Raw genomic sequence first — 14,244 nt, 5'->3', positions numbered from 1 at the left:
AAAGTTACTTCGGAAGCATATGCTTGACTTAAGGAGTTTTAAACTTTCGCATCCAGTTTTCAAGGCTCAAGCTTTGAATGTATTCCCTGATAGCTCAGTTGGTAGAGCACTCGACTGTTAATCGAGTTGTCACAGGTTCGAGTCCTGTTCGGGGAGCCATTTGCTCTCATAGCTCAGTAGGTAGAGTGCATCCATGGTAAGGATGAGGTCACCGGTTCGATCCCGGTTGAGAGCTCCAGTAGAAGTTTTTGTAAGGCCCGTTGGTCAAGTGGTTAAGACACCTCCCTTTCACGGAGGTAACAGGGGTTCGAGTCCCCTACGGGTCACCATAATTTCTTTTGTGTTGGTGGAAGTAAATTGCCTGTGGAGGCTTAGCTCAGCTGGGAGAGCATCTGCCTTACAAGCAGAGGGTCGGGGGTTCGATCCCCTCAGCCTCCACCATTACAGCTTTGGGGATTAGCCAAGCGGTAAGGCAACGGACTTTGACTCCGTCATTCCAAGGTTCGAATCCTTGATCCCCAGCCATTTATTACGAGCCATTAGCTCAGTTGGTAGAGCACCTGACTTTTAATCAGGGTGTCGAAGGTTCGAGTCCTTCATGGCTCACTTTTCTTAATAAGTTTCACCCATGCGCGTATGGCGGAATTGGCAGACGCACCAGACTTAGGATCTGGCGGGCAACCGTGGGGGTTCAAGTCCCTCTACGCGCACCATACTTAACACTCAACCTTCAGGAGATGTCCTGAAGGTTTTTTTGTGTTACATTGTAGCCATAAGACTTAAGAGATAAAGGAGAATTATGATGAATGAAACCATAGGTTTAATGAAGCAGCATCGCTCCATTCGGAAATTCACGAAGGATCCAGTTACTGCTGAACAATTGGATGCGATATTAACGGCTGCACAACAGGCTTCGACCTCAAGCAATATGCAAGCCTATTCGGTTATAGGTATTACTGATAAGGAGCTTCGCAATGAGCTGGCAAAGCTTGCAGGCAATCAGGCTTATATAGAAGAGAGTCCTGTCTTCCTCGTTTGGTGTGCGGATCTGTACCGCTGGGAACAAGCGGCTAGACGGCATTATGATGGGGAAATATTAAGTACAACGGAAAACTTCATAATTGGTACAGTAGATGCAGCGCTGGCCGCTCAGAATGCTGCTATTGCTGCGGAGTCACTTGGGCTCGGTATCGTGTATATTGGCGGCATACGTAATCAACCAGAACAAATATCTGAGCTCTTGGAGCTTCCTCAGCACGTGTATCCGGTGTTTGGGATGTGTATAGGTGTCCCCGATCAATCCCCGCTTGATCGACCACGATTGCCGCGCGCAGCTGTTTATTATGAGAATAGCTATAAGACGAATACAATGGATTCAAATATTGATGCTTATGACGAGGCGATGAGCAATTATATGAAGGCTAGGTCAAATGGGAAGGCAGGCACAACCTGGTCGCAGGCTATGGCTACCAAGGCAGGGCCAGTACGTATGCATATGCGCTCCTTCTTACAGAAGCAAGGATTCGAGCTCGAATAAGTGTTATGTGCTGATCGTGAACCGAAACATGACTGTCAATGCATTTGGACAAGTATCACAGTTCTGTCATTGACATCTCATCTGAGAACGATTATCATTATACCTAGTTAATTGATAATTGTTATCACGGACGCGCAGTTAGCACATAATAACGGAAAAGGGCCGCTTTACGGCATCGGAAGGAGCGTGCAGGTCACATGATTCGTCTTACGACTTCGAATCTCGACATTGCTTATGATGATCGTCTCATCGTTCAAAATTTAAATATTGCTATTCCTCAAGGTAAGATTACAGCCCTTGTAGGCTCCAATGGATCGGGCAAATCGACCATCCTGAAGACGATGGCGCGTTTGATGCATCCATCAGGAGGCAGCGTACTGCTGGACGGTAGATCAATTCATAAGCAGTCAACGAAGGAAGTGGCGAAGCAGCTGGCTATTTTGCCGCAAAATCCGACAGCCCCAGACGGTCTTACCGTTGCAGAGCTTGTATCGTATGGACGTTTTCCCTATCAGAAGGGCTTTGGCTCACTGACCAAGGAAGACCGCCGCATTATTCAATGGGCAATTGAAGCTACCGGGATGGGTGAATTTACAGATCGTCCAGTAGATCAATTGTCGGGGGGCCAACGTCAACGTGCATGGATTGCGATGGCTCTCGCRCAGGAGACTGATATTTTGTTTCTTGATGAGCCAACAACATTCTTGGATATGGCCCATCAGCTTGAAGTTCTGCATTTGCTGCAGAAGCTTAATGAGATGAATAATCGTACGGTTGTCATGGTTGTGCATGACTTGAACCATGCTTCCCGTTACGCTCACCATATGGTTGCGATTAAGAAGGGTACAGTTGTAGGTGAAGGTACGCCGGCCGAAGTTATGACACCGGATATTTTGCGTGAGGTGTTCAATATTGAGGCGGACATTGTACCGGACCCGCGTACTGGTGTACCTTTATGCTTGCCTTATGCATTGGCTGGCGAACCGGCTGCTGATAAAGTGTTGGCAACAGCACAGCCTGAACGTATTTTGACTGCAGCAGGGGCATAATGATTAGCAATAAAAGGCTGTGCTGAATAAGCACGGCTTTTACTTTTCTAGGTCTGCTAAAATAATCCTAAAAAAACTTTTATAAAATAGTTGCATTTTGTTTTCGATGGTGATATATTATTACTTGTCGCCGCGATGATAAACGTAACGGACGACAGCGAAAGTAACATGCGGAAGTGGCTCAGCGGTAGAGCATCGCCTTGCCAAGGCGAGGGTCGCGGGTTCGATTCCCGTCTTCCGCTCCATAATGTGCGGCCTTAGCTCAGCTGGATAGAGCGTTTGACTACGAATCAAAAGGTCAGGAGTTCGAATCTCTTAGGCCGCGCCAATTTTTATCAATACTTACTTATACTTGTCGGGATGTAGCTCAGCTTGGTAGAGCACCTGGTTTGGGACCAGGGGGTCGCATGTTCAAATCGTGTCATCCCGACCATTTATACGCGGGTGTAGTTCAATGGTAGAACTTTAGCCTTCCAAGCTAATAGCGTGGGTTCGATTCCCATCACCCGCTCCAGATTTTCAAACAATCTCCTTCCTCGGAAGGAGTTTTTATATTTTATATCCTAACATTGGCAGCCCTTGCGGGGGCTGCCTTTCCTGTGTTCTAAAAAGAAAGTGGACGCTTCGGGCTTCAACCGAGCGTCATTTTGTAGTATGATGAAAAGAAGATGAAAATGCGTTAAAGTACAGGAGGATCAGTATGTCGGACCAAGTAACATCGACTTTATCGGCACAACACCGGCCGCAGGCTAATAATTTGCTGCGCAGAGACGTCCGTTTCCTAGGCAACATACTCGGGGAAGTGCTCGTCCATCAAGGTGGCCGCGAACTGCTGGATATTGTTGAACAAATTCGTGAAACAAGTAAAGCCCTGCGCGCAGAATTTGTGCCTGAGCTTTTTGAACAGTTTAAGACGACGGTTGCATCGTTAAGCCCGGAAATTCGCCATCAGGTGATCCGTGCCTTTGCGATCTATTTCCAGTTGGTCAACATTGCAGAGCAGAATCATCGTATTCGCCGCAAACGTGATTATGAGCGTTCGGCTGGGGAAAGTGTACAACGCGGTTCCATCGAGAGCGCTATTTCGGATTTGAAAGAGCGTAATATCGATATTGAAGGTGTTCAAGAGATCTTGAGCAATATTTCACTAGAGCTCGTTATGACTGCGCATCCAACGGAAGCGACGCGTCGAGCCGTGCTTGATATTCATAAGCGGATTGCTGAAGATGTAATGGAACTTGATAATCCAACTCTGACTTACCGTGAACGCGAGATCCTTCGGGACAAGCTGCTGAATGAAGTGCTTATTCTGTGGCAAACTGATGAGCTTCGTGACCGTAAGCCAACTGTTATTGATGAAGTACGCAATGGCTTGTATTATTTCGACGAGACGTTGTTCGAAGTGCTTCCTAACGTATATGAAGAACTGGAACGCAATCTTACTAAATACTATCCAGGCGAGAAATGGCATGTACCAAGCTATCTGCGCTTTGGCTCATGGATCGGCGGAGACCGCGACGGTAACCCGTCGGTAACTGCGAAGGTAACATGGGAGACGCTGACGCTTAACCGCCAGCTTGCTATTAAGAAATATGAAGAGAAATTGCATGAGCTTGTCAGCATTTTGAGCTTCAGCACAAACCTTGTTGAGGTATCGGAAGAGCTGATCAACTCGATCAAGAAAGACCGTGAGCATGTCGAACTGAAATGTATCGACCTATGGCGTAATGCGAAAGAGCCATACCGCATTAAGCTCGGCTTTATGCTTGAGAAGCTGGCTAACACTCGTGATGAATCCCTCAAGGGCTCTCCTATGCGTTACAACAGCGCAAGCGAACTGCTTGATGAACTGCATATCATCGACCGCAGCTTACGCGGCCATTTTGCAGATTACGTAGCCGATACACATATCGGCAAGCTTGTCCGTCAAGTTGAGCTGTTTGGATTCCATATGCTTGCTTTGGATATCCGCCAGCACAGCCAAGAGCATGAGAATGCGATGTCGGAAATTTTGGCGAAAATGAATGTTGTAGCAAACTACGGATCGCTTTCCGAAGATGAGAAGATTGCCCTTCTCAGCAAATTGCTGGAAGACCCTCGTCCACTTACTTCGTCGCATCTGGATTATTCGCCTTCGACTCGTGAGTGCCTGGACGTGTATCAAACGGTCTACAAAGCACAACAGGAATTTGGACCGGAGTGTATTTCGACTTATCTGATTAGTATGACGCAAGGTGCAAGCGACATGCTGGAGGTTATGGTATTCGCGAAAGAGGTAGGCTTATTCCGTAAAGAAGCAGACGGCAGCGTTCGTTGCACACTGCAATCGGTACCTCTCTTCGAGACAATTGATGACCTGCATGCTGCTCCTGGTATCATGAAGCTGCTCTTCGAACTGCCAATCTATCGTCAAGCTGTAGCGGCAAGAGGCGACCTGCATGAAATCATGCTTGGTTACTCCGATAGTAATAAAGACGGCGGCGCGGTAACGGCGAACTGGGAACTGCGCGTAGCCCTGAATGATATAACAGCAACTGCAGGTGAACACGGCGTTAAGCTGAAGTTCTTCCATGGACGCGGCGGTGCACTTGGCCGTGGTGGCATGCCGCTTAACCGCAGTATTCTTGCACAGCCTCCACATACTGTTGGCGGCGGCATTAAGATTACGGAGCAAGGGGAAGTATTGTCTTCGCGTTACTCGATGCAGGGCATTGCATACCGCAGCCTTGAGCAAGCATCGTGGGCGCTTATTACAGCAGCACGTCTTGCGAAATATCCACAAGCTCAAGATGATGCCGTGTTGAAAGAGTGGGAAGAGATTTCACGTTCCATCTCCGAGACTGCACTGAACAAGTACCAGGATCTGATCTTCCGCGATCCTGACTTCCTGACTTACTTCAAAGAGTCGACTCCACTTCCAGAGGTAGGCGAACTGAACATTGGTTCCCGACCATCGAAACGGAAGAATAGCGACCGCTTTGAAGATCTGCGTGCGATTCCTTGGGTATTCGCTTGGACGCAAAGCCGTTACTTGCTGCCTGCATGGTATGCAGCGGGTACAGCTCTTAAGCAGTACACGGGTGATGATGAACAGCGTCTGACAACACTGAAGACGATGTATGAGAAATTCCCGTTCTTCCGTTCACTGATCGACAACCTGCAAATGGCACTTGCTAAAGCAGATTTGACGATTGCGAAGGAGTATGCGGATATGATCTCCGACAGCACAATTCGTGATCGTATCTTCACACAAATCGAGAACGAGTATAAGCTGACTTCGGATATGATTCTAAGTATTACAGGACAAGATGAGATTCTGGATAACGTACCAGTCATCCAAGAATCGATTCGTCTGCGTAATCCTTACGTTGATCCACTCAGCTATATGCAAGTTCAGCTTCTCACAGAGCTGAGAGAGCTTCGTGCGAAGGATGAAGATGATCCTGAACTGCTCCGTGAAGTTCTTCTTACGATTAACGGAATTGCAGCTGGCCTGAGAAACACGGGCTAATAGAAATAATGATAAAACCGGACATTTGGCTTAGTACAAGTCGAATGTCCGGTTTTTTGTGTGTTTGTCTATTTCTTTATCCTCCTTTTAAATTCACTTAAGTTTGATTTAAGGTACATGCCTCATGATAGGAATCAAGCAAGGGACATGAATCGCAAATCGCGGTCGTAATGAAAAGGAGCGATAAAGATGAACAATGACTATGAAAATAACCATAATAACGTAAATGATACAGATACGCCGGAATCCACAGCGGAACATAAACCATACACTTATACTTACGGACCTAATCGTTCTGCATCTAGTCTTCGGTCAGCCTACGAGAATCAATTAATGAAGATGACAGATGAAGATGGGGAACAAGGGAATTCAGGATGGGGAAGCAAGAAGCCAGGCAAGAAGAAGTCACAGGCGAAAGCGATGGTAGCTGCTTTTTTGGTTGGCGCCGTGGTCATCAGTGGTTTCATGTATGCATCGGACCGGACAAACTTGTTCACCGGCAACGAGCAGGCTTCTACAGCAGCGACAACCACCGCAAGTAACTCGGCGCAGCAAGCAGCAGGTGTAACAACAGCGTCAGTTAGTGTTGATGCGACTATCGCAGATGTCTATAAAGCAGCATCACCAGCAGTAGTTAAGATCGAGAACTACACGCAGCCGGTGCAAAGCAACGGCAGAGGGTATGGGGGAAGAGGCGGATTCCAAGGGTTTGGAGAGGTGCCGCAGACACAAGAGGGCAGTGGTCAGTCTGGTTCCACAGATAGCTCACAGCTTGAATTGGCGGGAACGGGCACAGGGTTCTTTTTCGAATCATCCGGTTACATCCTAACTAACCAGCATGTTGTCGCAGATGCGTCGCAGGTGAAGGTGCAAGTAGAAGGTTATGATGAGCCGTTCATTGCAGAGGTAGTAGGGGAGGATGCGGATCAGGATTTGGCTGTTCTCAAAATCAACGGAACAGAGGCATTCCCGACACTCGCAATCGGTGACTCGAATCAAACGGCTATTGGCGATTGGGTGATCGCAATTGGTAACCCATATGGCTTCGATCATACGATGACGGTTGGGGTATTAAGCGCGAAGGAGCGTCCAATCACAATTAGTGATGAAGACGGCGATCATGTGTACGAGCATTTGCTGCAAACGGACGCTTCCATTAATCCAGGTAACTCCGGTGGTCCACTGCTGAATGCGAGCGGCCAAGTGATTGGTATTAACACTGCTGTGAACTCTGAGGCGCAAGGTATTGGTTTCGCCATTCCGACAAGTACGATTCAAGAAGCACTTAAACAGCTCGTTGGTCATAATGTATAAAGCCATTATTTGATAAGTCATTCGAAGCGGAGAGGCATGTGGGCCTCTCCGCTTCTTCTATAATAAGCGCAGAATCGAAGAGGATAGACGTGCTTCTCCCGCTTTGCTATATAAGGGCAGAACCGATATAATAGACCAGATGTGAACGGAGGATTTTTGTATTATGAAAACATCATCTGGCTATTGGACAGCGGTTATTATGGTCCTTATAGCTGCGGCTTGCTACGGAATTATGTCATCGGTTCTGAAGATCGCTTATGAGAAAGCTTATACCTTTCAGCAAATTACAGTTCATCAAGTAGGGGCCGGTGCGATATTACTTTGGCTGCTGGTCCTGATTAGACCAGCGACATGGAGTAAGCTCGCTTTCAGCTGGAAGCACTGGGGGGCTTTAGCTTTTACAGGTATTTTTGGACTAAGTATGACGACTGTCTTATATAATCAAACTTTGGAGAGACTGGATGCTTCTTTCTCAATTGTCTTGCTTTTTCAGTTCATGTGGATTACGATTTTGCTAGAAAGTTTGTGGAAACGTAAATGGCCCACGAAATGGCAATGGGCATCGATTGTGATGGCGATGGCAGGGACGGTGCTCGCGGCCGGACTGTTTGAGAATAAGCTCACCGATATGGATTGGGCAGGTGTATGGTATGGCCTTGGCTCTGCGGTAACATATAGCTTATTTCTGCTCCTGACAGGCAGAGTGGCGCCGGGTTATGATCCCGTTTATAAATCTGCAATTATGATGTCATTTGGCTTTGTTGTTATTGCAATCATGTATGGATATAAGGCGTTTGATGGCGGCCTTGAAGGAGAATGGGGACTCATCGGCTGGGGAATTGCGCTTGGACTAATCGGACAGGTTCTGCCGACGGTCTTTTTTAATGCCGGTATCCCCCGAATCGGAAGCGGGCTTGCGTCCATGCTTGGAGCGATGGAGCTGCCTTTCGCGGTCGTTGGTGCCTGGCTGATTCTAGGTGAACCGATATCGCTTGGCGGTATTGCCGGCATCGTGCTTATTCTAGGCGGCATTGTGTGTGCCGAGTATGGTTCACGTTTACGTCAGTCAACCATTCAAACGTAGAACCATTCTTACGAAGTAAGAATCACGAAAAGCACGTGACTGAACCATGCTTACGAAGTAAGAATCCGAAAAGCACGTGACTGAACCATGCTTACGAAGTAAGAATCACGAAAAGCACGTGACTAAACCATGCTTACGAAGTAAGAATCACGAAAAGCGCGTGACTGAACCATGCTTACGAAGTAAGAATCACGAAAAGCACGTGACTGAACCATGCTTACGAAGTAAGAATCACGAAAAGCACGTGACTAAACCATGCTTACGAAGTAAGAATCACGAAAAGCGCGTGACTAAACCATGCTTACGAAGTAAGAATCACGAAAAGCACGTGACTGAACCATGCTTACGAAGTAAGAATTATCACGAAAAGCATGTGATAATTCTTTTTGGGAGGATGAATAGTGAATGTATTGGAAGCCCGCCTAGCTCGATTAGCACTCAAAGGCGACCAGCGGGCATTTGCAGAGCTTGTAGGGCTGTATCAGGACAAGCTGTTCCATATGGCCTACCGAATGTTATATAACCGCCAAGAGGCGGAGGACGTCGTTCAGGAAACCTTCCTGCGGGTCTATAAAAATCTGGAGCGATATGACGAATCGCTTAAATTCTCCACGTGGATTTACCGGATCGCGACAAACCTATGTATCGATCGGCTTAGGAAACGGAAGCCTTCGTACTCTCTGGATGCGGAATCAACAGATCATGAGGGGCTTGATGGCTATTCCATGATTCCAAGCGATAATCGTACGCCGGAGTCAGAGCTCTTGCTCACAGAGACCCAGCGTATTATTCATGAATCAATTGACTCGCTGCCTCCGAAGTATAAGACGATTATGATGCTTCGATATATTCAGGAGATGTCTCTGCAGGAAATCAGCGATGTACTCGATATGCCGGTAACGACGATTAAGACTCGTGTTCACCGAGGCAGGGAGTTTTTGCGAAAAAAACTGGAGCATAAGCTGTAGTTCAATTTTCGCGAAAAAAGTGAAACATCATGTGCGAGCTGTACGTACTCTATAAATGAGGAGAGCTTATGCGAGCAAACGAAAGAAAGGACTGGCTGCTATGAATTGCAACGTCGCGGGTGTATGGATGCATGATTATTTAGACGGCGATCTGCCGCGTGAAGATGCACGAGAATTACAGACTCATTTGAGCTCATGTCCCGCTTGCCTAGCCCGCTTTGAACAGCTGGAGAAGACGGAAGCGATGATGCTGAGCACGATAGAGCATACCGTTTCCATTCCCGATTATGATAGATCAGCTTTGACCAATCGTATTATGGCTGAGCTGCCTAAGCCGGCAAAATCGAAAGAGCGTCGTGGCTTGCTGCGGTACATTTATAAGTATCCGGGCCTTACAGCTGCTGCTTTGTTCGTGCTTGTTATGCTTGGAAGCTTCACCTCGATGTGGGATCAGGATTCAAAGCTGATTGTATCCGGTGAAGATCTGCAGCAGGTTGTCATTAATGGAAATACGGTCACGGTTCCTGAAGGTGCCCACGTGAAGGGTAATTTGGTTATTGAGAATGGAACTGCCGATGTGAAGGGTGAAGTGGATGGCAATGTAACGGTCATCGACGGCAATCTGAATCTTGCATCGACTGGTTACATTACAGGACAAAGCCGGACCATCGATCAGGCGCTAGACTGGTTCTGGTACAAAGTGACGGAAACGTTCAGCGGATTGGCTTCTTAGGACGAACTGCCTCTCTTGCAGAGAGGCAGTTATTTTTTTTCTAAAAAAAAGGGTTTCTAAGTGCAATTCTAGAAAATAATAAAGTTGAATCCATACAAGTGTAAACGGCTGGGCCTAAAAGCACAGTATGTAAAGATCATATACATTCTAATATTTTAAAGATAATTGTCGTCGGCAGTTTGGGGGTTGATCTGTGTGAATTATTTCAATGATTTGACTTGGAATGGCTGGATTAAGGACATTATTGATATCGGCATTGTTAGCTATATCATTTATAAATTGATTTTGCTCGTGCGTGGCACAAGGGCTGTTCAATTGCTAAAAGGAATATTGGTCTTGGTCGGCACCTGGGCAATCAGCACCTGGTTTAATCTCTATACGCTGAAGTGGCTGATGAATCAGATGTTCACATTTGGCGTCTTGGCGGTACTTATTATTTTCCAACCGGAGCTTCGTCGTGCGCTGGAGCAATTGGGGCGCGGCAAGCTGTTTGCTCGTACCTCGACGCTGGAGCGCGATATTGTTGCCGAACAGATTGAAAGTGTAATGAAGGCGGTTCAGCATATGGCTCAGCGAAGCATTGGGGCATTGATCGTCTTTGAACGAACAACCGGAGTAACGGAATTGATTGAATCCGGGATCCAGATGGAATCACGGATTACATCCGAGTTGATCATGAACATTTTTACACCTAATACACCACTGCATGACGGAGCGGTTATTATTCGGGGCAATCAGATCATGGCTGCTGGCTGCTATTTGCCGCTTTCGGAGAATCCGTTTATCAGCAAAGAGCTTGGCACCCGTCACCGTGCTGCCATTGGGGTCAGTGAAGTCAGTGACGCTGTTGCTGTCATTGTATCGGAAGAAACAGGACAAGTTTCCCTTGCTATTAACGGGATGATTGTTCGTGATATTAAGGAAGAATCACTGATCTCCAAGCTGTTCGAAGAGCTGACGCCGAAACAGACGAGCGGTAAGGAGCGGGCAACCGTATCCTCGTTCTCGTTCTGGAAGCGGAAAGGAGGCCGCGATGGATAAGTGGTTAAGTCATCCGACGATACTCAAGATCCTTTCTGTTGCGATTGCGCTGCTCTTGTGGGCAATGGTTCATTTTGACCCGGAATCAACTCCGGCTACTGTGACCTCGAGTATGGATACAAAGGTTATTGAAGCAGCCTCGGTTATCCCGACAGATCTAGATGAAACGAAATATGCACTTGTAAATGTAGAGCCAACCGTCGTTCGGCTGGTCGTTGAGGGGCGGAAAGCAAGCCTATTGACGCTGAAGGATGAGGATTATGTTGTACATGCAGATTTGAGCAATGTTACAGCTGGTGAGCATGTGGTACCGCTGACCTATGATTTGCCGAAAGGCATTAGTCTTGTAGAAAGCTCGCCACGCTCCATTACGGTAGATATTGTAGAGATTGAGACGAAGACGTTTGATCTTGGGGTCGTAACGGAAGGGACACCTGCGAATGGTTATATTGCCGGTACTCCATCCGTGAAATCAGGTACAATCGTGAACATTACACTGCCGAAGGATGAGATGGCTCTTGTTGGGGCAGTTCGTACAACCGTTGATATCGAAGGTGCAGAAAAGTCAGTTGTGAACAAGAAAGCACCGGTTATCGTGTACGATACCGAAGGGGAAGCGATGGAACATGCGATTGTCCGTCCTTCCGCAGTAGAAGTTGAGGTTCCGGTCACACCGCCGCTGAAGACAATGCCGTTGCAGCTAGGATTTACTGGAAGTCTGCCGGATGGTTTAAGTGTCGGCTCGGTGAAGGCGGATATCGATAAAGTCGCCGTGTACGGTGATCAGAAGCTGCTGGATTCAATGGAAACCTACACGGGCGGCGTAACCATCGACCTATCGAAGATTAAGGAATCCGGTACGGTGAAAGCGAAGGTTACAGCTGTCGGTGACGTGAAGATGGTAGAACCGTCAGAAATCAATGTAGAGGTTACGGTAGTGGCTTCCCAGACATTAACGCTGGACCGTACCGTTAGATTAAACGATCTGCCGGAAGGACTCACGGCGTCGTTCAAGGACCCTGACGATGGTCATGTATCGATAACGGTTCGTGGTGCGCCTAATATGCTTGCAGCTCTGCAGAACGACGATGTGAAGCTGTCAGCGGATTTGAGTGATGCCAGGGTTGGAACGGCAACGGTTCCGCTCCTTGTCAAACTGCCGCGATTTATTGATCTGGCAGAGGAAAAACCAACTATTACGCTGAGTATCACCGATAAGAATGCAACAAGCGATAGCAACTCGGGGGGAGCCGGGGATGTTCCGGTTGGCGGCCAGCCTGCCGATTCAAATTCATCCGGTAATGCAACCGACCCTCCTCCTGATAAGAATACGAATGCAGGAACGGGGACAGGTAATGGTACTGGCTCGGGCACGGGAACTGATTCCGGTTCTAACACCACTCCTGATCCAGATGAAGATACCGCTGAGGAACCAAGTATTACTCCGTAACGGAATGTGCGAGTGGAAGCGGGAAAAGCGGTAGTTAAATGTAGTTCAAAAGCGGCCTCAGATCGAGTAGGATTAGGAATAGGCCATTGCAGCAGCAGATTTAACGACAAAAGGGGCATGAGAAAAAATGGGGAAATATTTTGGTACGGATGGCGTGCGCGGAGTAGCTAATCTTGAGCTGACTCCGGAGCTTGCTTATAAAATTGGCCGTTGCGGCGGTTATGTCTTAACTGGCCAGGCGGATAAACCGAAGGTAGTTATCGGACTGGATACACGGATCTCTGGTCCAATGCTGGAGGCTGCGCTGATTGCTGGTCTTTTATCGATTGGTGCTAGCGTTATTCGACTTGGCGTCGTATCGACTCCAGCGGTTGCTTATATTACACGTGAATTAAAAGCTGATGCGGGTGTTATGATTTCTGCTTCCCATAATCCGGTTCAGGATAACGGCATTAAGTTCTTTGGCGGGGACGGATTCAAGCTTTCTGATGAAACAGAGCTTGAGATCGAGCGTTTGATCGATGCTGAGGTTGATGAACTTCCTCGTCCTATTGGCGGCGAGATCGGCACAGTAACGAATGACGATAATGCAAAATATCGTTTCCTTGATTATTTGAAAACGACAATCAATGGTGATTTTAAGGGCCTTAAAATCGTACTCGACTGTGCACATGGCTCGGCATACGAGCTGGCACCTAAAGTATTCCGCGAGCTTGGTGCGGAGATTATTACAGTTGGAGCGGAGCCGGACGGCCGCAACATTAATGCTGGCGTAGGTTCGACGCATCCGGAATACTTGCGTGAGCAAGTGCTGGCGCATGGCGCAGACCTTGGTCTTTCATTCGATGGCGATGCTGACCGTCTGATTGCTATTGATGACAAAGGCGAGGAAGTTGATGGCGACTATATCCTTTGCATTTGCGGCGATGCGATGAAGCGGGCAGGCAAGCTCAAAAATGATACCGTTGTAACAACAGTTATGGCGAACATCGGATTCTTCAAAGCAACACAGCGCATTGGTCTGCAAACGGCTCAGACGGCTGTTGGCGACCGTTACGTAATGGAAGAAATGCGTAAGGGCGGATATAACCTTGGCGGCGAACAGTCCGGTCATGTTATTTTCCTCGATTACAATACAACAGGTGACGGCATTCTGACGGCTTTACAGCTGGTTGATACACTGGTAGCCTCGGGCCGCAAGTTGAGTGATTTGAAAAACCTGATGAGCAAATATCCGCAAGTGCTGGTCAACGTTCGTGTAGAGGATAAGAGCCTATACGCGGGTAATGAAGCTATCGTTAAAGCGGTTGAGGAAGTTGAGCAGGAGCTTGGCGACAACGGCCGCGTACTCGTTCGCCCATCCGGTACAGAATCGCTGATTCGTGTTATGGCCGAAGGCCCAGAGAAAGATCAGATTGAAGATTATGTGGCTCGAATCGTTGACGTGGTGAAACAGCAATTAGGCTAAACGTTAGCGGGCTTAAGTCTACTGCCGACTAATTGCCGACAAATACAAAAGTCTTCACGATTCCGTGGGGACTTTTGTATTTGTCGGCT

The 14,244-nt window shown here is 47.6% G+C and carries 10 protein-coding genes and 11 tRNA genes; all 21 read left to right on the top strand.

Translation table 11 applies throughout. The features are described 5' to 3' along the window. The first annotated feature begins 83 nt into the window (after nt 1–83). Nucleotides 84–159, top strand: a tRNA-Asn gene (locus AB4Y93_RS13075). 3 nt (nt 160–162) lie between these two features. Further along, a tRNA-Thr gene (locus AB4Y93_RS13070) sits at nt 163–238 on the top strand. Between the two features lie 16 nt (nt 239–254). Beyond that, nucleotides 255–329: transfer RNA gene (locus AB4Y93_RS13065), tRNA-Glu, on the top strand. Between the two features lie 36 nt (nt 330–365). Then, nucleotides 366–441, top strand: a tRNA-Val gene (locus AB4Y93_RS13060). 9 nt (nt 442–450) lie between these two features. Beyond that, nucleotides 451–525: transfer RNA gene (locus tag AB4Y93_RS13055), tRNA-Gln, on the top strand. Nucleotides 526–533: 8 nt separating this feature from the next. After that, nucleotides 534–606 (top strand) — tRNA-Lys (locus AB4Y93_RS13050). A 24-nt stretch (nt 607–630) separates the two neighbouring features. Beyond that, nucleotides 631–713 (top strand) — tRNA-Leu (locus AB4Y93_RS13045). A gap of 89 nt (nt 714–802) precedes the next feature. After that, the gene (gene nfsA / locus AB4Y93_RS13040; protein WP_441892527.1) at nt 803–1,537 is read left to right on the top strand and encodes an oxygen-insensitive NADPH nitroreductase; all 735 of its coding nucleotides are present in this window, start codon (nt 803–805) and stop codon (nt 1,535–1,537) included. 197 nt (nt 1,538–1,734) lie between these two features. Continuing rightward, nucleotides 1,735–2,586: an ABC transporter ATP-binding protein gene (locus tag AB4Y93_RS13035; protein ID WP_441892525.1), complete on the top strand. Its 852-nt coding sequence runs from the start codon at nt 1,735–1,737 to the stop codon at nt 2,584–2,586. Between the two features lie 170 nt (nt 2,587–2,756). Next, nucleotides 2,757–2,831 (top strand) — tRNA-Gly (locus AB4Y93_RS13030). Between the two features lie 6 nt (nt 2,832–2,837). After that, nucleotides 2,838–2,914 (top strand) — tRNA-Arg (locus AB4Y93_RS13025). Between the two features lie 28 nt (nt 2,915–2,942). Beyond that, nucleotides 2,943–3,019 (top strand) — tRNA-Pro (locus AB4Y93_RS13020). A gap of 7 nt (nt 3,020–3,026) precedes the next feature. After that, nucleotides 3,027–3,100: transfer RNA gene (locus AB4Y93_RS13015), tRNA-Gly, on the top strand. Nucleotides 3,101–3,286: 186 nt separating this feature from the next. Continuing rightward, the gene (gene ppc / locus AB4Y93_RS13010; RefSeq protein ID WP_441892523.1) at nt 3,287–6,097 is read left to right on the top strand and encodes a phosphoenolpyruvate carboxylase; all 2,811 of its coding nucleotides are present in this window, start codon (nt 3,287–3,289) and stop codon (nt 6,095–6,097) included. Between the two features lie 189 nt (nt 6,098–6,286). Then, the gene (locus AB4Y93_RS13005) at nt 6,287–7,411 is read left to right on the top strand and encodes a S1C family serine protease (RefSeq protein ID WP_441892521.1); all 1,125 of its coding nucleotides are present in this window, start codon (nt 6,287–6,289) and stop codon (nt 7,409–7,411) included. Between the two features lie 163 nt (nt 7,412–7,574). Beyond that, on the top strand, nt 7,575–8,495 hold the full coding sequence (locus tag AB4Y93_RS13000) for an EamA family transporter (protein WP_441892519.1): 921 nt from the start codon (nt 7,575–7,577) through the stop codon (nt 8,493–8,495). A 401-nt stretch (nt 8,496–8,896) separates the two neighbouring features. Then, nucleotides 8,897–9,463, top strand: a complete 567-nt coding sequence (sigW, locus tag AB4Y93_RS12995) for an RNA polymerase sigma factor SigW (protein WP_167278956.1) — start codon at nt 8,897–8,899, stop codon at nt 9,461–9,463. 100 nt (nt 9,464–9,563) lie between these two features. Beyond that, complete coding sequence (locus AB4Y93_RS12990) at nt 9,564–10,196, top strand: zf-HC2 domain-containing protein (protein ID WP_441892517.1); 633 nt, start codon at nt 9,564–9,566, stop codon at nt 10,194–10,196. Between the two features lie 195 nt (nt 10,197–10,391). Next, nucleotides 10,392–11,237: a diadenylate cyclase CdaA gene (cdaA, locus tag AB4Y93_RS12985; protein ID WP_441892515.1), complete on the top strand. Its 846-nt coding sequence runs from the start codon at nt 10,392–10,394 to the stop codon at nt 11,235–11,237. Further along, on the top strand, nt 11,230–12,687 hold the full coding sequence (locus tag AB4Y93_RS12980; protein ID WP_441892513.1) for a CdaR family protein: 1,458 nt from the start codon (nt 11,230–11,232) through the stop codon (nt 12,685–12,687). The genes cdaA and AB4Y93_RS12980 overlap by 8 nt, the downstream gene beginning before the upstream one ends. A 127-nt stretch (nt 12,688–12,814) precedes the next feature. Then, complete coding sequence (gene glmM, locus AB4Y93_RS12975) at nt 12,815–14,155, top strand: phosphoglucosamine mutase (RefSeq protein ID WP_167278960.1); 1,341 nt, start codon at nt 12,815–12,817, stop codon at nt 14,153–14,155. Nucleotides 14,156–14,244 lie beyond the last annotated feature (89 nt).

Origin of the sequence: Paenibacillus sp. YAF4_2 (assembly GCF_052113225.1) — a bacterium.
Taxonomy (GTDB): domain Bacteria; phylum Bacillota; class Bacilli; order Paenibacillales; family Paenibacillaceae; genus Pristimantibacillus.
This window is presented reverse-complemented; position numbering and strand designations above follow the sequence as displayed.